At 69.5% G+C, this 23,436-nt stretch carries 21 protein-coding genes; 2 read left to right on the forward strand and 19 right to left on the reverse strand.

Annotated elements, in window-relative coordinates; all coding sequences use genetic code 11:
- Nucleotides 1–72: 72 nt before the first annotated feature.
- The 19 genes from WME98_RS51970 to WME98_RS52060 form a co-directional block, all read right to left on the reverse strand.
- Nucleotides 73–1,359 (reverse strand): hypothetical protein, encoded by a 1,287-nt coding sequence (locus WME98_RS51970; protein WP_437949003.1) that lies wholly within the window; start codon nt 1,357–1,359, stop codon nt 73–75.
- A 70-nt stretch (nt 1,360–1,429) separates the two neighbouring features.
- Entirely contained in the window at nt 1,430–2,713 is a 1,284-nt protein-coding gene (locus tag WME98_RS51975) for an eCIS core domain-containing protein (protein ID WP_437949004.1), read from the reverse strand.
- Nucleotides 2,714–2,791: 78 nt separating this feature from the next.
- A complete protein-coding gene (locus WME98_RS51980) occupies nt 2,792–4,303 on the reverse strand; it encodes a contractile injection system tape measure protein (protein WP_437949005.1) in 1,512 nt (503 codons plus the stop codon).
- Entirely contained in the window at nt 4,300–5,892 is a 1,593-nt protein-coding gene (locus tag WME98_RS51985) for a hypothetical protein (protein WP_437949006.1), read from the reverse strand. The genes WME98_RS51980 and WME98_RS51985 overlap by 4 nt, the downstream gene beginning before the upstream one ends.
- A gap of 4 nt (nt 5,893–5,896) precedes the next feature.
- Nucleotides 5,897–7,888, reverse strand: a complete 1,992-nt coding sequence (locus WME98_RS51990) for a hypothetical protein (RefSeq protein ID WP_437949007.1) — start codon at nt 7,886–7,888, stop codon at nt 5,897–5,899.
- Between the two features lie 16 nt (nt 7,889–7,904).
- Nucleotides 7,905–8,738: a hypothetical protein gene (locus WME98_RS51995; protein ID WP_437949008.1), complete on the reverse strand. Its 834-nt coding sequence runs from the start codon at nt 8,736–8,738 to the stop codon at nt 7,905–7,907.
- 70 nt (nt 8,739–8,808) lie between these two features.
- A complete protein-coding gene (locus WME98_RS52000) occupies nt 8,809–13,023 on the reverse strand; it encodes a baseplate J/gp47 family protein (RefSeq protein WP_437949009.1) in 4,215 nt (1,404 codons plus the stop codon).
- Nucleotides 13,024–13,038: 15 nt separating this feature from the next.
- A complete protein-coding gene (locus WME98_RS52005; RefSeq protein WP_061622686.1) occupies nt 13,039–13,473 on the reverse strand; it encodes a hypothetical protein in 435 nt (144 codons plus the stop codon).
- A gap of 7 nt (nt 13,474–13,480) precedes the next feature.
- The gene (locus WME98_RS52010; protein WP_437949010.1) at nt 13,481–13,897 is read right to left on the reverse strand and encodes a GPW/gp25 family protein; all 417 of its coding nucleotides are present in this window, start codon (nt 13,895–13,897) and stop codon (nt 13,481–13,483) included.
- Complete coding sequence (locus WME98_RS52015) at nt 13,887–14,075, reverse strand: hypothetical protein (RefSeq protein ID WP_437949011.1); 189 nt, start codon at nt 14,073–14,075, stop codon at nt 13,887–13,889. Before WME98_RS52015 ends, WME98_RS52010 begins: the two co-directional genes overlap by 11 nt.
- Entirely contained in the window at nt 14,072–15,697 is a 1,626-nt protein-coding gene (gene vgrG / locus WME98_RS52020) for a type VI secretion system tip protein VgrG (RefSeq protein ID WP_437949012.1), read from the reverse strand. Before vgrG ends, WME98_RS52015 begins: the two co-directional genes overlap by 4 nt.
- Nucleotides 15,698–15,702: 5 nt before the next feature.
- The gene (locus WME98_RS52025; protein WP_437949013.1) at nt 15,703–16,425 is read right to left on the reverse strand and encodes a CIS tube protein; all 723 of its coding nucleotides are present in this window, start codon (nt 16,423–16,425) and stop codon (nt 15,703–15,705) included.
- Nucleotides 16,422–16,586: a DUF5908 family protein gene (locus WME98_RS52030; protein ID WP_437949014.1), complete on the reverse strand. Its 165-nt coding sequence runs from the start codon at nt 16,584–16,586 to the stop codon at nt 16,422–16,424. Before WME98_RS52030 ends, WME98_RS52025 begins: the two co-directional genes overlap by 4 nt.
- Nucleotides 16,587–16,588: 2 nt before the next feature.
- Entirely contained in the window at nt 16,589–17,065 is a 477-nt protein-coding gene (locus tag WME98_RS52035; RefSeq protein WP_437949015.1) for a phage tail protein, read from the reverse strand.
- Nucleotides 17,066–17,128: 63 nt separating this feature from the next.
- The gene (locus WME98_RS52040; RefSeq protein WP_437949016.1) at nt 17,129–17,578 is read right to left on the reverse strand and encodes a phage tail protein; all 450 of its coding nucleotides are present in this window, start codon (nt 17,576–17,578) and stop codon (nt 17,129–17,131) included.
- Nucleotides 17,579–17,587: 9 nt separating this feature from the next.
- Complete coding sequence (locus WME98_RS52045) at nt 17,588–18,061, reverse strand: phage tail protein (RefSeq protein ID WP_061622682.1); 474 nt, start codon at nt 18,059–18,061, stop codon at nt 17,588–17,590.
- Between the two features lie 3 nt (nt 18,062–18,064).
- The gene (locus WME98_RS52050; protein ID WP_437949017.1) at nt 18,065–19,381 is read right to left on the reverse strand and encodes a phage tail sheath family protein; all 1,317 of its coding nucleotides are present in this window, start codon (nt 19,379–19,381) and stop codon (nt 18,065–18,067) included.
- Between the two features lie 24 nt (nt 19,382–19,405).
- Nucleotides 19,406–20,218 (reverse strand): hypothetical protein, encoded by an 813-nt coding sequence (locus WME98_RS52055; RefSeq protein ID WP_437949018.1) that lies wholly within the window; start codon nt 20,216–20,218, stop codon nt 19,406–19,408.
- A complete protein-coding gene (locus tag WME98_RS52060) occupies nt 20,215–20,793 on the reverse strand; it encodes a DUF4255 domain-containing protein (protein ID WP_437949019.1) in 579 nt (192 codons plus the stop codon). The genes WME98_RS52055 and WME98_RS52060 overlap by 4 nt, the downstream gene beginning before the upstream one ends.
- A 321-nt stretch (nt 20,794–21,114) precedes the next feature.
- Here WME98_RS52060 and WME98_RS52065 point away from each other — a divergent pair, with 321 nt between their 5' ends.
- On the forward strand, nt 21,115–22,473 hold the full coding sequence (locus tag WME98_RS52065) for an ATP-binding protein (RefSeq protein WP_437949020.1): 1,359 nt from the start codon (nt 21,115–21,117) through the stop codon (nt 22,471–22,473).
- Nucleotides 22,474–22,688: 215 nt separating this feature from the next.
- Entirely contained in the window at nt 22,689–23,411 is a 723-nt protein-coding gene (locus tag WME98_RS52070) for a tectonin domain-containing protein (RefSeq protein ID WP_437949021.1), read from the forward strand.
- The last annotated feature ends 25 nt before the right edge of the window (nt 23,412–23,436 follow it).

Here is a 23,436-nt window from a genome sequence, read left to right on the forward strand (position 1 = left end):
TCCGTATGAAACCGACGAGACCGAGCGTCGTCATCTTAAGAGAAATTAAACGGGGTGTTCCTTCAGGCTCCGTCAGCCCGGCGAGCCCGCCGCGCGGCGCGCGTCGAGGAGCGCGGCGCGGTGCTTCACCGAGCCGGCGACAGCGAAGGTCGGCTCCCAGGCAAGCGATTTGTCCCACGCGTTCGCCCGCGCCCGTTCGAGCTGGTAGGAGGTGGTCACGCGGTCCTCCCGCTGCTTCACGAGCTCCTCCTTCATCCTGCCGCTCTCGTCCTTCGGGACCGAGAGCTGCCCCGTCTCCGGGTCGATCTCGCCCTTGCGGAAGTAGATCAGCATCCGGATCTCGTCGACCACGGGGCCGTCCTGCTTCTTGCCGACCTTCTCGCGCTCCTCCTGGGCCTTGAGCACGAGGAGCAGCGCCAGGCTCTCCACCGAGTAAAAGATGCTCGGGCTCCGGACGCCGTACAACGTGTGGACGCGGACCGTCCCCCGAGCGTTTCCGGCGAAGGCGCGGGACAGCTCGTTCCACAGCTTGTCCGCCTCGGGCGCGTAGTCGATCCCGTTCCCCGAGAAATTGATGCTGTCGAGGAGCTCCCCGGCGATGGTCATCTCCACCGAAGCCGCGTCCAGATTGCCAGCCTGGCTCTCGGACTCGGCGGCCCGCCGGGCGGCGGCCTGAGCGGCCTTGTAGTCGACCCCGCCCGTCCACAGGTGGGTGCCCGCGCCGCCCGAGATCCCCCTCTGCGGGGCCCCGCCCCCGGCCCGCAGCTGCGGGTTCGTGGCGTCGATCCTCGCCGCGAGCTCCTTGGCCATCTGCTCCAGGCGATCGTCGAAGACGCCCTTGTCCGCGGGCGTGGCGTCCGCCTTGGCGACCACCTGCTCGATGAACCGGCGCGCCCAGTCGACGACCCAGCTGAGCTTCAGGCCCGGATAGCGCTCCTCCAGGGCGGCGACCCGCTCCGAGAGGCGAACGTGGGCCGGGTGGGTCTCCCAGTCGAGCTTCGGCGGCGCAGCGATCCCGGCGGCGCCCGGCAGCGCGGCCGCGAGGGCGGAGGCCGCCTCGAGCAGCCGCTCGGCCCCCTCCGCCGGCTTCTGCGCCAGCGCCTCGGACGCGGCCGTGTCGACCCTCTGCGCTCCGGCCGGCGGCCCGCTCGAGCGCGGCGCCCGCGCGGCGCCCGCCCGATCCGCGAAAAGATCAGCCCCGAACGCCCGCTCCAGAGATGCGCGCGCCGGCTCGGCCGGCGGTCGGGTCAGCGGCGGCGCCCTCCGCGGCAGGTGCATCGGCGCCGGAGGGCGCGCCCGCGACGTGCGGGCGGCGTTCCCCGAGCTCTTCGGCGTGGACCGGTCAACGACGATTTGCATGAGACTCTCCTCGGCGCGGGCGGAGAGACGAGGCGGCCCCGCGCGTCACCGCGACCTCGCTACCAAGGCCTCACGGGTGGGGCAGCTCCAGGAACGTACGGATGGCGTGATTGAAGGCCCCATACGCGAAATCTCCCGGTCGACTCTTGATGTTCGCGAACCTGATGTAAGCATCCTGCCATCGATCGAAGTGCTGCGCGCCGCCGTAGGGCCAGTCGAACCCAGCGTTGTCATGAAGATCGGTGGCGAGCTCGGCGCCCTCGGAGAACGATCCGGCGCTGTCGACGATCGGCAGCACCGGATTGAACAGCGATCTCTGCGTGTCCTGCTGAAAACCGCTGAACCTCGACATCCCCGTCGTCAGGCTGGTCAGCCGGTCCGCGTCCGTCGCCGCGGCCCTGGCCGCGTCGATGGCTTGCTCCGAGCTGTGCATGTACATGCCGATGGCGCTGTTGTCCCGCCCGGGGCCAGGGATCAGGTTCGGCCGGTAGTTGTTGAGGACCTCGTAGAGATCTTGCCAGGTGCCGTATTGTTCCTCGAAGTGGTCGATCTGACCTGGTGAGAGCCTGTTTTCCCAGTGGTTCTTCCACGCGGTGAGCGCCGCGACGAAGAGGCTGCTGGGGATGATGTGCCGCCGGTGCTCGCCCGGCCGCAAGGTGATGCTCTGCTGGGTCGACCCCCAGAACGCGGTCCGCTTCGGAGCGGAGCCTCCGTCGAGCGTGCTCTTTCGCTTCCAGCCCCCGGCGCACTGGAGGACGGGCCCGCGCGCGATTTGTGAGTACGCCTGCGACACCTGCCCGCCCGCCGGCGACGGCGTGGCGGTCCTCGCCGGCGGCGCGGCGGAGGCCCCCTGCGCCGCCCGCGCCCCCAGCGCGTCCGCCTCTGCTTCCAGCGCTGCGTCGTCGTTGAGCGCGACCCCCTTGTACTGCGCCGTCGCCTGCACGCGCCCCTGTCGCTGCTGCACCACGTGCGCGAGCTCGTGCCCGAGGAGCTCCTGTCCCTGCCTCGTCTCGGGCGCCCACTGCCCGGGCGCCATGTGGATATCGCTCCCCTGCGTGTACGCGAGCGCCCCCAGCTCCGCGGCACGCGACGATCTCGGGTGCACCCGCACGCCGGAGAAGTCGGCCCCGAACGCCGCCTCCATCTTGCTCCGCACCGGCGCCGGGATCGCCGTGGCCGCAAAGAGCTCAGCCCCGAATGCCCGCTCCAGCGTGGCGCGCGCCGGCTCGGCCGGCGGTCGCGCCGGCGTCATCGTCCTCCGCTGCACGAGCAGCGGCGCCGGAGGGCGGGCCCGCGACGTGCGGGTGGCGCTCTCCGAGGTCTTCGGGCTGGACCGTTCGACGGCGATTTGCATGAGACTCTCCTCGGCGCGGGCAGAGAGACGAGGCGGCCCCGCGCGTCACCGCCAAGCGTGCGATCCACGAAGCCGCGGTCACCACTCCACAGAGAGCGGCGCCTCCATCCAGGGCTGCTTCACCCAGCTCATCCCCCAGGGAAACCGATCCAGCACCGCGTCGTACGAGGCCCGCTCCACGCGGAGGAGCCAGGTGCCGTCGCGGGCAGAGAGCGCGCCCTTGCGCATCAAGAACGAGCCACGGAATCCGGCGATCGACATCTCCCCGAGGATCGGCGCGCTCGCGATCGCCGCCGTGAGCAGGTTGAGGCACTCCTCGGCCTCTGCCTCGGTGACCGGAGGACCGAAGTCGAAGACCTCGGTCACCGCCATGCCAGAGAGAGCTCGGGCGAGGGGAAGCTGGTACTCGGCCGGCTCGAGATCCCCCGTGCAGAGGTGCTGGAGCAGGCCGGCCGCGCGGTGGAGGGCGCGTCGATCCTTGAACTGCGTGTCGGCAAACAGGCCCAGGCGCTCGAACAGGTGCCCGAGGAAAGGCCAGAGCACCACCAGCCCGGCGTTGTCCACGTAGACCTCGTCGGCGTCGCCGTACGCTGGATCGAGGGACAGATCCTCGCCCGCGGCCGCGGCCGCCAGATCGCTCGATGGATCCCCTCCCTCCGTCTCCGGGACCGGCCTCTCTACGACCGCGCCGGGACGCTGCCCGACCGTTCCTGGCGCGGCTGCGCCGAGACTCTGCCCGACCGCCCCCAGCGCGCCCGGCCAGGCCGATGGACTCGGCCCCAGAGGCGCGTGCAGCCCCGAGAGGAGGGACCCGAGGGTCACGCCGGCCTCCAGCGCGATCCGGGCCAGCGCGTCGCGAAAGAAGCCCACCCGCCCGTCGCTCGGGCTCTCCTCCAGGCACGCAGTCCGCAGCGCGCCCGTCCAGACGCACGCCCGGAAGCCGTCCGGCGTGGCCCCAGCGACCGCCCGGTGCGCGCGCAGCAGGGCGACGAGCTCCACCGGCATCGAAGGGAGGTCGGCTCGCGAGGACGCCACGAGAGCATCGAACAGCGCCCAGAGCTGCGCGTCGCGACAGTGGCGGACGATCCTCGTCAGCGCGCCGCCTTCGCGCTCGAGCGCCCTGATCAACGCCACGAGCGGGCGCGCTGCGCGCTGTAGGAGCAGCCCCAGGGTCTCGTCCAGGAGCCGCGGTCGCGCGCTGTCCGCCCACCAGGGGAGCGCGCCGGTGCGGGCGAAGGACGCCACGAGCTCCAGCCGGGAGATCACCTCGGGATCTCCGCCCCGGAGCGCGGTCTCCTCGTCCGCCTCGCGGAGCCGAGCGGCCAGCCCCTCGCGCAGCAGCGGACCGAGCTTGTCGACCAGATCGCGCTCCAGGTGGTCGGGGTCGATCCGCCCGAGATCCACCTCGACCAGCGCGACCCGCTGGAGGCGGTCTGGAGCGCCGAGCTCGGCGCAACACCGATCGATGATCCCTTCGAGGCGCCGGGCGTGGACGCGGCCCAGCTCGGCTTGCAGCCGCCACGCCGCCTCGTGATCCTGGACGGTCACCTCCAGGACCTGCCTGCGGATCCGATGCCGCGGCGCGGTCACGGCTCCGTCGCCGCGGGCTCGGGGGCAGCGCCGAGCTCGCTGGGCGAGCTCTCCTCGGCAACAGGGGTGATCGGGACCGATCGCCTGGCGATCCACCCGATCCCGGTGCGCGCCTTGATGGCCATCACGTCCACCGCGCCGCCGAGGGGCAGCGGCGCGATGTCCACCAGGGGATCGACCGGGCGCATGTGCGCCGGATCCAAGGCCGCAGGCGCCGACGGATCGCGCGTGATCACGAGATCCATCTCGACCCGGAGCCCCCGGCGAGGAACCTTGTCTGCCGCTTCCGGCTCGGTCGCCGCGATGCCCTTGTTCATCGACGGGTCCCGCTCGTCGCGCCGGTGGAAATACGCCGGCAAGCCGAGCTCACCGGCCTCGTTGCTCGGGTAGAAGTGGTAGAAGACGCCGGGCTGGCCGCCCGAGACGAGCAGCGTGCCGCTCGCGCCGTCGGCGTTCGCCGCGATCTGCAGCACGAGCGGGGGCGCCGGCTCCGGCCTCACCAGGACGACCACCGCCTGCTCGAGCTGCACCGCGGACTCGAGCGGCGCGCCGGCCGCCGCGTGGATCTTGCGCGCCTGCACCACGACGATGCTGTCGTCCAGGAGCGGCCCCACGCCGAGCTCGAGGACGCCGCCGTTGCCCGGCGCCGCGTCCCCGTGCTGCGCGGAGCCGGCCGGCGCCCGCCAGACTGCGGGAGGCCGCGGGGTGTACACCTCGACGCCGGACGTGCCGGGGACGGCGATCGCCATGAGGGCAGACCCCGCGTCGGGCACGAAATCGACCGTGGAGAGCGCGCGGACGTGGGCGCTGTAAAGCGCGCTCGGCTGGCTCGCGGCGATGGTGATGGTGGCGCTGCCCTGCGGCAGGACCGGTGATCCGACGGCCGACACCGCGAGATCCCGAGCGGCGCGGACCGCGATCGGCAGCTCCGCGGCGAGCACCGCGTGGAGCGGGGCGCGCCCTTCGCTCTCGTCGAACGTCCTCTGGACGTCGACGCGGATCACCGTGTCTTCGGTCACCCGGCTGGCCGTCAGCGTGATGGCGCCGTCCTTGTTCCCGCTCACGCGCCCGGGGGGCGTCATGGGGATCGGGCGCCCCGCGGCGTCGATCAGCCCATATGTCGCGCCCGCCTGGCTGCCCGAGAGGCTCACCACCACGCGGCTCCCGTGGTCGACGAGGCGAGGCACCTCGGCGATCTCGGGCGTCGAGACAGGGAGATCCGTGGCCAGCCCGACCTTCACCGTCGCGGTCTGGAGCAGGAAGGTCTGGCGCGTCAGGGGATCGAGCTTCCTCGCGCGGATCCGGAAGGTCTTGTCCACCCGGTCGATGATCGGCCCCTCGAGGATCGCCTTCTCTCCGGCACCGTCCACGGAGCAGGCGGGCACCACCGCCGCGTCTCCGTCGAACAGCTCGTACCTGACGCCCAGCTGGGCGGGATCGATGGTGATCTCGCAGGGGGCCCCCACGTTCACGGTGAGCTGCGCTTCTTGAACGTTCACGTCCCGGATCGGGGTGGTCTCCCCGAGCCCGAGGAGATCGATGAGCCGGTCCCGGGCGCATCGCACGTCGATAGGTCTCGCGGTGGACATGGTTCTACGAGCTCCGCTCCTCCAGGTGTACGCCCAACGTCGCGGCGAGGACCTCCCGCCGCTTCTGCGCCCACTGCTCGTGAGCCGTCCGGAATGCCGCCCAGGCGTCGGCCGCCATCCAGAGCACATACGGTGTCAGGTGCGCCGGCGTCTCCGCGCGGAGGGTGTTCTCGACAAGCTGCTTGAACGCTGGATCGCTGAATCGCCCCACCCCGTCGGGGAGGACGAACGTCAATCGCAGCGAGTAGGGGTCCTTCTCCCGCGCGGCCGAGAGCAGCGCGGGCGGCCTGTCCGTGGGCGCGTCCGTCGGCCCGGGGCGCTCCTGCGTCTCGTCGCCCGGCATCGGTCGGAGCAGGATGTGCTCGACGACGGTGATCTCCTCGCCTCCGTCGAGCCCGAGCGTGACGCGGATCCGCTCCTCCAGCCCCGACATGTTGGCGGGGCCAGCGGGCGCGAGGCCATCGAACCCCGTCCCCCGCGCGCTGCTGATCCGGGGGTATCGCTGCAAGAGGCGCTGCTTGCGCCGCACGCGCTCCGTCGGAGGGATCGGCGCGGAGGCCGCGTCGTGACCGGCGATCGGCTCCGCGAAGCGGGCGAGGAGGTGATTCAAGAAGCGGTTCTTCCGCTCCAGGGAGTCGACCTCGTCCGCGGTCTCCACGAGGTCGCCGAGCCGGGTCCGGTGCGCATCGTCGAGCGCGCGGATCTCCTCGAGCCGGAGGCCGGGCTGGTCCAGCGCCTGCGTGAAGTACGTCCGCGTGCCGCCGCCGTGGGAGAACAGATCCTTGACGTGAGCGAGCTGCGCGAACGCGTTGGCGAGGAGCTGATCGAAGAACATCAGGTACGCCGCGAGCTGCCGCGCCTGCGCCTTGCGCGCGGGCGTCGCCGAGTCCGCTAGCCCCGCCTCGCCGACCCCGTAGAGCATCGGGAGGTGCTGCCGTACCGAGGTGTACGCGCCGACGTTCCGGTTGCGCCCCACGGGCACCGCGAGCGCGCTGTCACCCGCGCCCCACGGCGCGGCCGGCGCCCTCTCCGGCTTCGCCTGGGCGATCACCCGCCCGGCGCTCATCAGGGTGATGACGGATGCATCGAAGTTCATCTTCGGGACCCGATCCGGGTCGACCCGCAGGGACCACTCCTCCTTGGCGCCGCCCGTGGAGACGCGGATCCGGCTCACCGCCCGCACCGCCGCGATGTCCGTGATCGCGCGCATCAGATCGGACGTGTGGATCGCGGTCCGCCGCGTCGCGCTCGCCAGGACCTCGTCGGAGAGGAACCCGCGCTCGAGCCGGGGCCCCTCGAACATCGCCTCGACGCTGGCGCCGGCGCCAAGCCGCTGCGAGAGCGTCGCGAAGGGGATGGGCGGCGCGATCTCGTCGGCGATCGCGCGGCCGATCTCGTTCAGCAGCGCCGCGGGGTCGTCCACCGGCGTGATCTCCACGGTGGCCTCGACCTGGATGAGCTGCGGCTCCAGCACCGTGATCTCGGCGAAGTCCTCGCAGAGGGGGCGGTTCTGGTGGAGCGTTCGCGCGACCTTGGCCCTGACCTGGGTGCTCTGGCTGGGCTCGGAGGCCTCGATGAGGACGCGGTAGAGGCCGCGCAGGCGGACCGGCTCGGAGGCGATGTCCTTGGGCGCGAGGCGGAGCTCCTGCTCCACGGGAAGATAGTAGAGCTGGGGCGCGTCCGCCGTCGCCGGCTCGACCCAGGCGTTCTTGACGCCTTCCACGTCGAGGACGAGCCGGCGGAGGTCGGCCAGCGTCACCGGGTGAGAGGTGAGGATCTCCGCCGGCCGGTGGAGGCTCTGGTACGGATCGTCCCCGCCGTCGGCGAGCAGATCCGGGATCTCGTACCCGGTGCGGTAGCCGAGATCCGAGAGCGCATAACAGACCTGCTCCAGGATGGTGATCCCCGGATCGTGGGCATTATAGTCTGTCCATTGCCCGCCGTTCATCCGCTCGAGCGCGCGGATGGCATCCGTGCGAAGAGATGCGTAGTCCATCGCAGCGCCTCCTCGCTCAGGTCCCGATGGCGATGAAGCAGAAGTGCCGATCCGCCGCGCTGCCGTCTGCGCTGCCGGTCTTGATCCGGACCCGATCGCTGTTCGCGACAACGACGGTCGCGTTGTCGCGCGTGTCGCCGCCCGTGTCGTTGGTTCCCGGATAGTGTTGCGTGGCCACCACCGAGGCGCGGGAGTTGAACGGCGTGCTGAAGGTGATGTCGTAGAAGCCCGTGCCGACCTTGCTCACCGTGAACCCTGTCCCCGCGAAGATGCCGCCGTTCGACATGACTCCGCCGCGGACGATGCGGACGACCTCCTCCTTGCACGCGGCCGCGTGGCCGAGGCTCACGTCGACGCTGGAGGCGGACAGGCTCCCGTTGACCTGGAGCTTGTAGCTGGGATCCTGCGTGCCGATGCCCACGTTGCCGTCCTTGATCACGAGCATCGCGGTCCCGTCGGCGCCGTCGACGAGGACGTTCCCCGCCACCCGGAGCTTGTTGCCGGCCGGATCGGCCGTGCCGATGCCGACGCCGCCGGTCGTAGCATCGATGAAGAGGCGGGTTTTGCCGTCGCCGTCGCCGATGCCGAGGCCCTTCTTGCCGCCGGCTTGCAGGCTCAGCGCCCAGGCGGGCTTGGTGTCCGTCGCGAAGCTCTCATAGAGGTGGATCGCCGGCTTGTCGCCGGCCGTCGACGCCGCGATCTGCACCGGCTGATCGGCCGACTTGACGAGGCCGTCGTCCTTCTGGTTCAGCCCCGCGTCGATGAGATCCCTGAAGTTGCTCTCCGTCGGCAGGGCGTTCTTGACGAAGTACGCCTTCAGATCAGTACGGCTCTTCTTGTTGATTTCCATGGTGTGCGATTGCCTTTCTCACCGAGTGGTCGACACGTCGCCCCGGGCGCCCGAGCGCGATCCCAGGCTTTCAGTGGCTGAAGAAATCGAGCTCGAGCTTCATGAAGTTGATGCCCGTCATTCGCGCTTCTTCGTACAAACCTTCGCGGAGGATATCGATCTCGTGCTCCCGGGCCGAGGTGAGGACCTCGTCGGGCCTCATCGTCCCAACGAAGGCCCCGCTCCCGTCGGCCGGAGTCGGCACCAGCTGGAACCTCTCTCCATCGTCGCTGCGGAAGAGCTTGATGCCCGCGACGAAGTCCACATAAGGGCGGCGCTCGACGAAATCGACGATGCTGTTGGCGTAGATCCTCCCGCCGATGGCGAGATCGGCGCCCTCGGCATAGGCCCAGGGAGCGAGGAACCGGTTGAGATCGTCGTTGAGCCGCTGGGTGTAGTAGGCGTCATCGCCGTCGCCCCGGAAGCGCACGCCGAGGCGGACGCGGACGTCCACGTAGTGGGCGTTCACGACCGAGATCGAGGCAGAGGCGGGGGCCCGCGCCGCGAGGTGCTCCCGGATGTCCGCGAGCAGGTTCGCCGGCGCCTTGGGCTTGTAGGGATCTGCCGGCAGCTTGTTCCGGACATCGGGGATGACGACGACCTTCACCTTCCCGGGCTCGCCGAGCGTCGCCGGGACGCACTTGACCCGGTAGATCTCCGGAAACCGATCGAGGACCAGCCGCTCGTGGTCCCACACCGTGAGCGCGCGCTGCTTGTGGCGGAGGCGCTCGCTGACCCGCGTGGCCCAGGTGTCCGCGCGCTCCGCCGTCCGGCCCCCGTAGGACGCGTAGGGCTGGCGCACGCCCGCGATCTCCGGGATCGCCGAGCCGAGCTTGGTGATGGTCCCGGCGGGGAGCGGCGCACCGAAGTGATCCGGCGCGTTGTCATCGTCGACGAAGGTGGCCGTCACCGCCTGGGTGTGGACCGCGACGGTGTCGCAGAGGCTCCGTGGGTCCCGCTCCACGGCGGCGCGGATCCAGTAGAGATCGCCGCGCAGGCGGGTGCTGGGCTCCACCGGGTCGAGGGCGAGCTCGACGATGCCGGAGTTGGTGAGGCCGCGCGTCGAGTCCGAGAGCAGATGGTGCCCGAGGGGGATCCAGCGGTCGCCGCTCAGGTAGCTGAAGCGGACGGGCTGCGGCGGCAGATCCGGGTTGGCGCTGCCCTCCGCCATCTGGAAGAGGAGGGAGACGGTCTGGGGCGGGGCGAGGTCGCGCAGGCCGAGGTAGAGCTCGCCGTCGTTCTCGTACCTGGGCAGGAACGGAAGGCCGGCGCGCGATCGCGCTCTCTCCCCGTCACAGGCGCCGAAGGGATGAACGTGGAACACCCGATCCACGCCCGCGGCGCGCGGCGCGCCGTCGAAGCGGAGCTCCAGCGAAGACGCGTAGTCGAGCGTCAGGCTCTTCAGCTTCGGCGTGTAAGGCGGGTTCACCTGGTACTGCGCGGCGTTGACCGTCGACGGGTTGCTGGCGACGGCAACCGACAGGGCGAGCGCCTTGCTCGAGGCCACCACGGGGTAGCTCCCGTGCTGAAAATCCGGGGCGTTCAGCTCCCATTGCAGGTAGCGCCGCGACGTCGACAGGTCCTGATCGGGCGAGCCCTCGACGAGCGCCTGGGGGTCGACCGCCGCAGCCGCCGCGAGGGCAGTGGTGACGGCGATCGACGTCGGATCGGCGCTCTTCGCGCCGAAGAGCGGCGCTGCCTTGGCGAGCTCCGTCTCCCCGCGCCGATCGATCAAGCTGACCCTGGCGGTGAAGGCGAAGGGGGCAGACGGATAGTTGGCGTAATGAGCCGCGAGGTCCGCCGGCGCCCCCATCCACTGGAAGCGCATGGCCAGGCTGTCGAGCTTCTTGCCGGCGACCTCGCGATGTCCGATGAGGAGGCGCGATCCGACGGCCGGCGCGCTGCCGAACGGCTCGAAGGGCTTCGTGGCGTCCAGGGTCGTCTCGTCGTTCTGGAGCTTGATCGCCCTGAGCCCTCGGGCCTCCACCTTCACGTGCGCGGACACCATCAGGAGCTCGCCGAGCTCCCGGTAGCGGACCACGTACTTCTGGTCTGCCCCGCTCCAGATCGGCCGGAGCATCAGCCGCAAGACGGGCCACCGGCTGTCCATCCCGGCGAGCCCCGCAGGCGGCGCCGCGATCGGGTCGACGCCGGGCGGGAGGGTCAACGTGAATCGAGCGCCGAGCGGGTCGCCCTCGGACGTCGTGCCGGTCAGATCCTTGTACGAACCGATCTGCACCCCGACGGAGGAGCACTCGATCCATCCCTTGGCGGTGCTGAGCTGGAAGAGCAGCGGGAGCTCTCCACTCTTGAGGAAGAGGTCCTCGAGGGCGGCGCGCGCGGCGCTGAACCCCAGGGTGAGGGTGATGACGCGCTCGCCTTCGCCGAGCACCAGCAGCGGAGAGCAGAGGGCCCAGCCGAGGACGGGCCGCGGAGCGGGGCCCGCGCTCGAGGAGGGCCGCGCCGCCCCGAAGGTGGCCCACGCGGGAGCGCCCCCCGCGGTGACCGGCGGGCGGATGGACACCGTGGTGGCGTCCTCCGCCGGGAACAGGTTGAACCACTCTTCCCGCTCCGCCGGCGGCTCGCCGAGCCGATTGCGCTCGGCGATCTCCAGGAGGACATAGATCTCCTCCCAGTCGCTCGCCGCCGCGGACGCCTGGAGCTTGGCGAGATCCGGCTTGCCGAGGTAGGGCTCGAGGCGGTCCATCGCGGCGGGGTCCTCGTCCGGGCTCGGGGCCTCGCCCAGCGCGAACCGGATCAGGTCCACGAGCCGCGCCGGCGGCGTGGCCTCGTGGAGCCGCCGGAGCTCGCCTCTGCGGTCCTTGCGGAGCTTCTCCCGGTGGGCCTCCTCGAGGATCGAAAAGACCTGGTTCCAGTCGTTCTGCGGCGTGTCGAGGACCTCGCCCATGGCGGTTCCGAAGCGCTCCGCCGGCATGTAGAAGTACCCCTCGAGCGCGAGGACCTGTCCCCAGTACGCCTCGATGCCGTCCGTGCCGACAGCCGCCTTCGCGTTGTCGGCGAAGGCCGTGACGTCGGCGGGCGACAGCCGGTAGTCGGGGTCGTTCCGCCTCTTCTGCCCGGCGCTCTCGAGGATGCGGTTGATCTCGCCCCACGCGGCGTCGAACCGCCTCTTGAGCTGCATCATCCGTTCGAAGTCGGCGAGCGCGAAGTACAGCGTCCCCTGGATGAACGCCTGGACGTCGCCGCGCGCCCGGTACTCGTAGAGGTCGTCCACGGTGCTCACCTGGGCGAGCGTGCCGTAGGTGAAAGGCCCCACCGCCTCCTGGAGGTTCGCCTCCAGATCCCGCGAGCTCCGGGCGAGCGTGAACGGCGCGCCCCTCTTCTTCGCGCCGGCGAGCTCCAGCGCGGCGTAGATCTCGCCCCACTCGGAGGGCGTCTCCTCGCGCAGCTTCCGCCGGTTCATCAGGTCGCGCAGCGTGGGGGGCGACATGAAGAAGTCGCTGTCCGAGCGCCTCACGAGGTCGCGGAGGCTCGTCAGCAGGGCGAAGTCGACCGGCCGAGCCACGCCCGGATAGGGCGGGAGCGGGTCTCCGATCGCGAGCGCGAACATCGCCTCGCACGCCCGCTGCTTGTCGTTCGCGTGGCGGCGCGAGATCTCGCGGAGCCCCACGCGCCGTCGATCGATGAAGAGGGAGCTGATCGCTTCGACCTGCGTCCGGTTGACGACGAGATCCCGATCGGTCGCATAGATCCGGGCTCGTCCCAGGCTGTCCGGGCCCGCGTCGAGGCGCGTCCCGGCGGGCAGCAGGACCTCCCGGACGCGGGAGGCGAGGTCGACGATCAGGCTCACCCGATCCGGGACGGGCGGCCTCCGGGCCATCCGCAGGACCTCGCGATAGTAGAAGTCGAGGTGCCGTCCTGTCAGCGTGTTGAGCTCGGCCCGCGATCTCTCGAGGAGCTGCAGGAACGCGAGGAAGAGGACGAAATGCGGCCGGTAGAGCTCGGGCGCGGCCTCGGGCGTGAACTTCCCGGGATCCCGGAGGAACGCCGCGACGTCCTCGGGCCGGAGCTTCGCGCCGACGAACCCGCTCCAGTCGCCCTCCGGCTTACCGCCGGCGCCGTAGTACGTGAGCTCCTTGCCGTAGGCGCGCGCGAACGAAAGGAGCTCCGCGGACGTCCGCTCGTCCACCGAGACGTGGCCGGGATCGAGCGCGGCGAGCGCGCGCCCCGCCTGGCTCGTACCGTCGCGCTCTGCGCCCGCAGGCTCTCTCGACGTGCTCGACATGGATGGCTCTGCCTTTCAGGTTCCCTTGAAGATCTTGTTGGTCGTCTTGAACATGCCCTTGCCTGTGTACGTCGGGGTCGAGTCCAGGATCGGCGGCCCCGGCCCCTTCGGCGGCTGCTTCGCCGGGTTCTGGACCTCGAACGTCGCGGTGAACGTGGTCCCTTTCAGGAGGACCGCCTTGTCGCCGGTCTTCGTCTTACTCGCCTTCTGATCGTCCCCGAGGGCGGTGATCTTCAGCGTCCCCTTGCCCGGGATGGAGTACCCAGGAATTACGTAAGAGCAGTTGGCGACCGATACCTTGCCCTCGTCGCCTTCGACGCAGAGCTTTTTCCCGTTCAGCGTCGCTGGGCCGCTCCCCTTCAGCTCTCCAGGCCTGGGCAGGACGAGCGCGGGCGTGAAGCTGGGCAGGAAGATCGCCTTGTCGCCCTCGATGAGAATCAATCTACTCATGGCGCTCTCACCACCCGGGGAGGGTCGCCTCCGTGAGATAGAACGGGAAGACCATGTTGAAGCGCGAGTTCGTATCCCTGATGGTGTAGTTGACCGCGATGAGCACGCAGCCCGGCTGGGTGTCGCTCGCCGCGACGTCGATCCGATCGACCTGGATCCGGGGCTCGTGCTCGAGGATCGCGTCCGTCAGGAGCCGCTCGATCGTGTTGATCAGGCCCTGATCCAGCTCCTCGAACACCAGGCCCGCGAGGTCGCAGCCGAACGTCTCCGCGAGGACCCGCTCGCCCGGCGAGGTCCCCACCAGGATCTGCAGGCTCTGCTGGATGTCTGCGGGGCCGGAGACCATCTCCACGTCAGCCCCGCCGCGGCTGAACGAGGGCGGGAAGGCCCAGCCTCGGCCGAGGAAAGAGCTCTCAGGTCGCATCCGGCTCCTCCTGGGCGGGCTTGCCGCCGAGCTGCTGGCTCGCCTGCTGCTGCACCTTGGCGACCAGCGCGTAGACCCTGGCGAACGGGAGCAGCCCCACCCCCTCCAGGATCAGGTTCGCCTCGTCCACCGTCACCGAGAGGTGGATCTCCCTCACCTCCTGTCCTGATCGGCTCATTGGATGTCGACCCCCTTGCCGCTGATCGTGACCTTGCCCTTCTCGCTCTTGATCTCGATGCCGTCCTTACCCATGGTGATCGAATTCTCGTGCTGGTCGGAGAGGACGATCGATCCTGCGCCGTCGTCGATGAGCAGCTTGTTCTCGTTGGCCGTCTCGATGGACACCGACGCCTTGTTCTCGTCGGGGTCGAGGAGCTGTATCTTCGTCCCGAACTTGGTGACGATCCCGCTCTTGTCGTTCTTTTTGCTGGGCTTTCCCATCGTATCCGGGGGCGCGTTCTTCGACCCGAAGAGGGCCCCGAGGATCACGGGGCGGCGCGGATCGTCGTTGAAGAAGCCCACCACCACCTCGTCCTTGGGCTCCGGCCGGAAGAAGTACCCGCGCGCCTTGCCTGCGCCGGGCGCGGCGAGCCGGGCCCAGACCGCCTTGTCCTGCTTCGCGTCGACCCCGGGGAGGATGACCTTGACCCGGAGCTCCTCGTCGGGATCGTCCTCGAAATCTGCAACGACGCCGATCTGCAGCCCGCTCACCGCGGGCAGGAGCCCGGCCGCCGGCGCCTCGCGGAGCTCCTCCTTGCGGGAGAGCTCATCGGGCGAGAGCCCGAACTGCACGTCGGTGCGCCAGCCCGACGCGTCGACCCGGTGGCGAAACCCCGTCACCAGCGTCGTGCCGTTGAATCGCTTGCCGACCCCGGCGACCTCCATGACGTCGAGCGGCCTGATGCCGGCGAAGCCCGGCACCGCGATGCGCCCGCGGAGCAGCGCCATCCGGCTCCTCGCCATGCGGGCATCGGCCCAGGCCTGGAGCTCCTCCGCCGCGACGGGGACCGGGTGGGAGAGCGTGCAGGTGCCGTTGCCGACCGCGTCGCCGAGCTTGCCCCCGTCGAGGTTCCCCTGGGTGGCGCGGACGCTCTTCGCCTTGCTGGCCGCGGTGGGCTTCTGCTCCTTCACGTCCCACGCGACGCTCTCCACGGCGCGGTACTGGTGCTCGGCGTCGGCCTCGATCTCGAGGTCGAAGATCTCGGTGATGCCATAAGCGAAGCGGTGCCTGGGCGCGCCCTCGATGGCCATCTTGCGGAGCGAGATCTTGCCGTCCTCGACGACCACGAGGAGGCCGAGCGCGCCTGCCCGTGCGAGGATGAAGTCCCACGGCGTGGCGTGGTATTGCACCATCTCCGCGTGCTCCGGCCTGGTCTCGGCGATGGTGCCGACCTCGAGCTCCGCCGCCTCGATCAGCTGCTTCGCGATCGCGCCGTCGGTCATCTTCCGGAAGACGGCGCTCCGCCGCGCGCCGGTCAGCCTGACCGCGGCGTCCTTGAGCCCGATCACCAGGACGGAGCCGTCGCCGCCAGCCTCCACCCCGTGCCGAACCACCACCCCCTTGAAGACGCACCGGTCCTCTTCCCCCTCGTACCGGAGCTTGATCTCGATCTTCGCCCCCGGCGCGAAGAAGCCGGTATCGCTGATGGCGAACGCCTGCTGCGCGGCGTCGCCGTCGAGCACGCGCAGCTCCGCTCGGGGGATCCGGTCGACCTCTCTCCGGATGTCGATGGAGAGGAGCTCGTAGGCCGGGTCCATCGGCTTGCCGTCGCTGAGGATGGTGGGAGTCACCGCGGGCATGGCGTCTACCCTTCCCCGGAGGTGCCGGCGCCCAGGTTGGCGAGCGGCGGAAAGAAGATCTCCTGGCCGGGGATCAGCCGCCTGAAGTCGTCCAGCCGGTTCCACCGCGCGACGTCCAGGTAGCGGGCGGACGAGCCGTAAATGTCCCTGGTCAGCAGCGGCAGCGTGTCCCCGCTGCGCACGATCCGGCTGTGGGTCAGATCCGGCGACGTCTTGCCCTCCTCCCTGGCGCGCGCCTTCGCGGCCTTGTCGGAGATCAGCGTCACCTCGATCTCTGCCCGGAGCGGGGTGCCGTCGCGCTCGAACGCGGTGTACTTGATGTCGACCGCGGAGAGGCGACAGGAGAAGATCAGCGATCCCCACTCCACGAGAAGATAATTGGGCTCGTGGATGACCCCGTTGTAACGGAAGGTGACGTCGAGGAACGTCTTGACGCGATCCTTCACGCTCTTCCGCACCGGCGCGGCGATCCCCAGCGACTCCACGCCGGTGCCGTCGACCACCAGGGTGAGCGTGAGCTCGCTCGGCTTGCTCCGGCTGTACGAGAGCTGCGGCGCGCTGGAGCCCACCCCCTGCTTGGCCCCCCAGGCGATCGCGTAGCGCTGCGAGAACGACGCCGGGTTGAACATCGCCTCGAACGGCGCCCCGATCGGCTGCCGGCGCCCGACGTCCTTGAACGCCTTGATCTTGAGCTTCTCGAGCTTGAAGAGGTTCAGTCCCACGATCATCTCTCCTTCGACGCCCTGAGGACCCGGAGGACCTCCTTGACCGCCGCCTCGACAATGGCCTCCAGCCCGGCGGCGTCGGGCGCGGCCGCGCGCGCGCCCGACGCCCCCTCCGGGGGCGCGACGACGGCGCGGATCACCAGCTCTTTGATCTCCACTGCCATGGTCACACCCTCATGATCTGCATCCGGGCGTAGGCGAGCTCGAGCGTGTCGACGAGCACGCCCTTCGATGCGGCGTCGAGGTCCGAGATCGCCCACCTGACCGGATAGGCCTTGAAGAAGAACCACGCCGACACGGGGACGTACGCGTCGTTGAAGAGGGTGACGACGACGTTCGACGGGGCGAACTTGAAGAGCGACAGGGCGGCCTCGACCTCGAGGTGCAGCGGCGAGCCCACGATCAAGCCGCGCTCGAGGACGAGGTTGCCATACTCGACCCCATCGGGCAGCCGCTGGGTGTAGAGGTTTTGTCCGCCCTCCGCGAGCGGCGTCGTCTTCACCGTCGCCGAGAGCCCCTTCACCCGCTTGAACCGGATGTCGAGCGGGTTCGGCGCCACGCCGCCGACGAGGAAGAAGACGCCGAAGCGGAAGTCGACGACCAGCTCGCGCTGCGGGAGGAGATCCGGGATGGGCGTGATCATATGCTTGACCTCCAACCCCGGAGCCCGGGGCGTAGACCGAGGCGACTCCCGTCGTCGCGAACGTCAGAGCCTGACAACGGAGACCTCCCTGACCTGCAGATCGAGCGCGTCGACGACGACGTCGTTCGTGGCGGCGCTGAAGGTGGGCGCCTTGAGGCTGACGGGGATCGCGACGGCGACCCTCCAGGCGAGCACCGCCGCGCCCGTCGCGTCGCAGAGGCTGACCTCCATGCGCCGGCCGTCCCCCGCCTCAAGCCAGTCGAAGAGAAACAGCGGATCTGCCCCGAGGACGGCGCCGCGCTTGCAGGTGACGGGCGTGAAACGCCTGGAGTTGAACCTCATGAGCACGGGGCCCTCCCGGAAGCTCAGGCCGTGCTCGTACGTCACGTGCTCGCGCTCCACCGCGAGACCGGAGACCTCGGTGAAGCTCATCGAGGCCTCGCCCACCTTCACGCGGAAGTTGTACGCGGCGAGCGGGTAGCTCGTCCGCTGGTTGTCCGTCGACTGGGCCATCGCGCCGCTCTACGCCTCTTCGATCAGGATCGCGTCCGCCATCAGCTCCATGCTCTCGATCGCGGCCTCGTTGGACGTGGCCGTGAAGGTGGGCGCGTCGAGCCTCGTGGGGAAGGCGTTCTGCACCTTCCAGCTGATCACCGCCTCGCCCTTCTCGTCGCAGAGGCGGACGTAGATGTCCTTCTTCTCGACCTGGTTCACCTGGATCGCGCTGATCCAGGCGTAGAGCGCGGCGACGCTGGTCTTCTTGACGATGCCCTTCTTCAGCGTGAGCGTCGGCGCGGTGCGCTGCGCCGGCATGTTCATCACCACCGGACCGGGCGCCGCCCCGCCGGTGGGGCTCTCCTTGTAGGTCGTCGTCTCGCGCTTGATGCTGAGCCCGGAAATCTCCGAGAAGCCGACCGCGGCGCCCGCGATCTCGACTCGGTAGTTGTACGACGGGAGAGGATACGCGGTCACGATCTCGCTCTTGGTCAGTGCCATGGCCTATGCCTCCTGCATCTTGTGGGAGAAGCGAAGGACGACGAACTCGGCCGGTCGCACCGCCGCGATCCCGATCTCGACGATCATCCGCCCCTCGAGGACGTCCTGGTTGGTCATCGTCTTGCCCAGGCCCACGTTGACGAAGTAGGCCGCCGCCGGGGACGCCCCGGCCAGGGCGCCGCGCTCCCAGAGGCCGTAGAGGAAGCTCTCGATCATCCCCTTGACCTTCAGCCAGGTCGTCATGTCGTTGGGCTCGAAGACCGCGAAGGACGTCGCCTTCCGGGCCGACTCCTCGATCATGATGAAGAGCCGCCGGACCGAGATGTACCGCCACTCGTTGTCGTTGCCGGCCAGGGTCCTCGCCCCCCACACCATCGTCCCCTTGCCGGTGAACGCGCGCACCGCGTTGATCGATTTACCCGCCGTCGGATCGACGTTGAGGGCGTCCTGGGCCTCGCTCGTGATCTTCAGCACCGGCCCGATCACGGCCGCGACGCTGACGTTGGCGGGCGCCTTCCACACGCCGCGATCCCGGTCGACGCTGGCGTAGATCCCTGCGATCGCCGCGCTCGGCGGGAGGACGACCCGCTCGGCCGCGAGCTTCGCCTTGACCTGCTGGTAGATCGCCGTCCGACTCGCCTTGAGGGTGTCGAGGCCGACCCCGGCCGCCGCCCCGTCCTGGATCGTGACGTCCGGGTCCGCGTACGCGTAGCTCAGGGAGGTCTGGAGGTACGGGTAGTAGGCGGCGCCATAGGCCAGATTGCTCGTCCCGATCCCGTCGCGGAACACGTCGATGTCCTTCTTGCCCGGCTCCGCGTCCTTCTTGACGTCGAAGATCGCGAAGCGATCACCGAGCCTCGCGCACTGGGCGAGGGCCGCCTGGCACAGCTCGTGGTAGTCCGCGGCGGCGAGGCTCACGGCGTCGGTCAAGACGATCAGCGTCGGCTCGTCCTCCTTCTCGAGCAGCGAGAGGCCGTCGGCGAGCTTGTCCTTGGCGGGCGGCGACGAGTAGTCTCCGGCGGACACGATATAGCACTTCCCGCCCCCGTTCTTGAAGTAGTGGCTCACGGCGTAGTACAGCAGGAACCCGGGATCGGGCCCCCGCGTCACGCCGGTCACCTGGGACGAGGCGTCCACCGTGACCGTGAAGCTCGCGAGCTTGGGTCCGCCGAAGAGCTGCTCGTACTCGAGCATCGTGCTCACCTGGGCGATCGACGAGCCCTTCTCGGTATATCCTATGAAGGCGGGGACCGCGGTGGAGACCTCCGCCACGGAGGGCGGCAGGGTCGACACCTCTTCCACGTAGACACCGGGCGTCATATAAGCAGGCATTGTTCCTCGATCTCAGGGGGTTTGAAACGGTTGCGTTCGATACGTGATGATCTGAAACAGCAGATCCTCCTCTGCAGCGCTCTGCATCGACGGGTTGGGCAGCGGGCCCGTCACGCGGTCGGGGCCGAGCCGGAGCTCGAGGCTCCTCCTCGGCTCCGCGCGAGCGGCGACGGGCTGGTCGGAGACGAAGCACGCGCAGCGCATCCCGGGATACCGGCGCTCGATCTGCGCGGCGACCGGGTCCGTCGGCTCGAGCGTCACCGCGCTGAAGCGCAGCGCGCCGGCGGCGCTGGCGGGCGAGGCGTCCACCACCGCGAGCTCGCCCGCGGCAGGCGCCAGGTCGGTGACGCAGTAGTAGGCCCAACGCGCCTGCCTGGCCGGGAAGCTCACTTGGAAGCGGGCGGGCCGCGGCGCGCTCCCGGGGCGGATCTCGACGGCGGCGAGGACGCCCGGCGGGAGCCGCGGCCGCGCCGGGTCGGCGGGGGCTAGCCGCAGCTCGCCGTCGGTCCCCGCGCCGGCGTCCGTGAAGACCGGCGCCGAGCGCCCGCGGATGCTGGCGAGATCCGTGATGGCGGCGAAGTCGCCGCCCCGGACCGCCAGGTAGAAGAGGAGCGCCGCGTCCCCCGGGAGCCGGAGGAACGGTCGTCCCGTGGCGTCGAGCGGAGAGAGGACCCGGGCGCCCTGGGAGCTCGATCGAAAGAGACAGCGATGATCGCGGAGCAGGCGCGCCGTGGCGTCGCTCGGCTCGATCGAGAGGTCCGGACACCGGAGGTCGGTGTAGAACGCGTGCTGCAAGAGCACCTCGATGATCGCGGCGTGCTTCACGGGTGGATCCTCAGCACCGGCTCGGTGATCTGCGGCGCGCCGAAGGCGCCCTCGTCCTGGAAGACGACCATCCGGACCTTGTAGAGGAGCGAAGGTTGATACGCGCTCCGGAGCACGCCCCAGAGCTGGTTCAGCTCGGAGAGCGGGAGCGTCAACAGCTCCAGGGTGAGCCTCTCGATCCTGCCGCTCAGCGCCGGCGTGTTCTCGTGATCGAGGACCCGGCGGCCCTGAAAGAACTGCAGGATCAGCGAGATGCACCGCAGGCCTTGCTCGTACTCTTTGAAGCGGGCGGCGAAGAGGACATAAGCGTTCATCTGGATCGCCGGCTGGACGCGCTGCGTGGTGCCGTCCGGCAGCGTCACCCGGAACGGGTCGGCCGGCCTTAGCGTGTGATCCTCCTCGAGGTTGACCAGGAGGAGCGTGACGGCTCCGAGCTTGAGCTCGAGGCTGTCCGCCGCCTCGCCGTCGAGGAAGGCGACTGGCCCCTGGTCGGGCACCGGGCCGCGCCAGCCCGCGCTCGCGGTCAGGTGCTCGTTCACCGTGTTCCTGAGCAGGACGAGGAGTTCGCTGATCACGGCTGATGGCTCCTGGAGCCCTGAGCTTGTCCAGCGCTCATTGGCTCTCATCCTTGAAGATCTTGGGTCAGCGCATCCGCGGCGCGACGCCTGAGCGTCAGGCGGCGTCGAGCGGATCGCCACGATGGAACGGCGCCTCGACGCCCGCGGGCGAGGTCATGGGTCCCCCGCGGGCGCCGAGCTCGACATCGGTAGTACCCGAGGCCGGCCGCATCGACAACTTAAGCCATTTTAAGAAGCCTCGTATTTAGCGGCGCGACCGGGGCGCGTCGTGCCACCTTCGCGCAGCGGTTCTGGAGCGAGGAGGAGCGCCGCGGCTCGATGGGTATGGCAAGGATGACCAAGATCGTGGAGAACGCCGCCGACCTCGAGCGGGAGCTGCTCTGGTTTCGCAGCGTCCTGGAGGCGCGGATCAAGATCCATTTCGGCAACGGTGCGACCGACGAGAGCGTGCTCGACATCGCGCCGCCCGACCTCGGCGGGTCGAGCTCGGAGTACGCCGGCTTCGTGCGGCGCCATCAGCTCTCCTTCGTCGAGCGCCTCGCCCTGGTGCTCGCCCTGGTCCCGCACCTGCGGCCCCAGCTCCTCGACGCCTGCTTCGGCCGCGACACCGCCGCGGATCGGAGGCTCACCGAGTTCGGCGGCGCCCAGCTCAGCTCCGGCGGCGAGCTCCTGCCCACGGCCGAGACGCTGGCGTTCATCGTCGGCGGCGACGACCTCGCGCTCCGGTTCTCGGCGCAGCTCCTCCTGGATCCAGAGCACCTCTTCGCCAGGCACGACGTCCTCAGGCTCGGGGGCGGCGACGAGGTGACGCCGATGAAGGCGCCCCTCTGGATCTCGGAGGAGCTGCTCTGCCTCTTCACCACCGGCGAGCCGCGGCGGCGCGGCTGCGGGCCCGGCTTCCCCGCCCAGCGGATCGAGACGCGCCTCGGCTGGGAGGACGTGGTGCTGCAGCCCAGCACCCGCAAGCACCTCGAGGAGATCGAGACCTGGATCGAGCACGGAGAGACGTTGATGGCGGACTGGGGCATGGCCGGGAAGCTGCGCCCCGGCCACCGCAGCCTCTTCTATGGCCCGCCGGGCACGGGCAAGACGATGACCGCCTGCCTGCTCGGCAAGTCCGCCGGCCGTGAGGTCTACAAGGTGGATATCTCCCTGGTGGTGTCGAAGTACCTCGGGGAGACGGAGAAGAACCTCGGCCGGGTCTTCGACCAGGCCGAGCGCAGGGGCTGGGTCCTGTTCTTCGACGAGGCCGACGCGCTCTTCGGCAAGCGCAGCGAGACGCGGGACGCGCACGACCGTTACGCCAACCAGCAGGTCTCCTTCCTCCTCCAGCGCATCGAGACCTTCAATGGGCTCGCCGTCCTGGCGTCCAACCTGCGCGACAACCTCGACGACGCCTTCGCGCGGCGGTTCGAGTCGATCATCTACTTTCCGATGCCGCGCGCCGAGGAGCGCGCGCGGCTGTGGCGGCAGGGGCTCTCGCCCAAGGCGAGGTTCGACGGCTCCGTGGACCTCGAGAAGATCGCGCGCGAGCACGCGCTCGCGGGGGGCGCGATCATGAACGTGATCCGCTACGCCTCGCTCGAGGCCCTGAGAGAGGGCGGCCGCCCCCTCACGGCAGACGACCTCCTGCAGGGCATCCGGAAGGAGTATGCCAAGCAGGGGAAGGCGGGTTGAGCGGACGCTCGCGCGACACGCCCGACCACGCCGCCGGATCCGAGGCGCATTAAAATAGCTTAAGTTGTCAGCGCGACCGACGACGGATACGACCGACATCGAGATGGCACCGACGGAAGGACGATGGCGTCGTCCGCGGGGCCTCGAAGCGCCGTTCCATCGGGGCGATCTGCTCGACGGAGCCTGGCGCCGAATGGACGAAGGAGATAGAAACAATGCCCCTCACGCTCAGCACGACCATGACTCAGATTTCCGCCGTCTCTTACCCTGTTGGAGGCCGCCCCACCATCTGGGGGGTTGATGGCGCCCAGAACATCTTCCGTTACTCCGGAAGCAGCTGGACGCAGATCCCTGGCTCGCTCGTCCAGGTGAGCGCCTCGACGGACGGGACGGTGTGGGGAGTCAATGCGGCGGGCAACGTGTACAAATACAACGGGACAAACCCCTGGGTCCAGATGCCCGGCACGCTGGTTCAGGTGGCCGTTGGGGTCAACAACGGGTCCGGGGTCTGGGGGGTCAACGCGGCAGGCAACGTCTATCAGTACAACGCGAGCACGAACTCCTGGAGCATGCTCAACGGCGGCGGGATGAAGCAGGTGAGCGCATTCTGGAACTCAGGGGGGAGGAATTGGTATCTGATGGGGCTCTCTACTTCTGGCCACATGCACCAGTACATCTTCGCGGAGAGCAGCTGGACTGACCCCATCCCCAACAACAAAACCAGCGGAACCCTGGTCCAGGTGATGTCCGCAGGCGCCATGTCGTACTATGCCCTCGATTCAGCCGGCAACACGTGGATGTATGCGGGCGCCCCCGACTGGTGGTACCCGCTGGACTTGCTCCCGAAGGCGAAGTCCATCAGCTTCCCTCCCGACTACTCCTATGCGCTCATCGACACCACCGGAAAAACCATCGTTTATAATCCGAACGGTGACTGACACCGCAGCCCTCCTCGAGACAGCG

It is taken from the genome of Sorangium sp. So ce296 (assembly GCF_051529605.1).
Lineage (GTDB): Bacteria > Myxococcota_A > Polyangia > Polyangiales > Polyangiaceae > Sorangium > Sorangium cellulosum_D.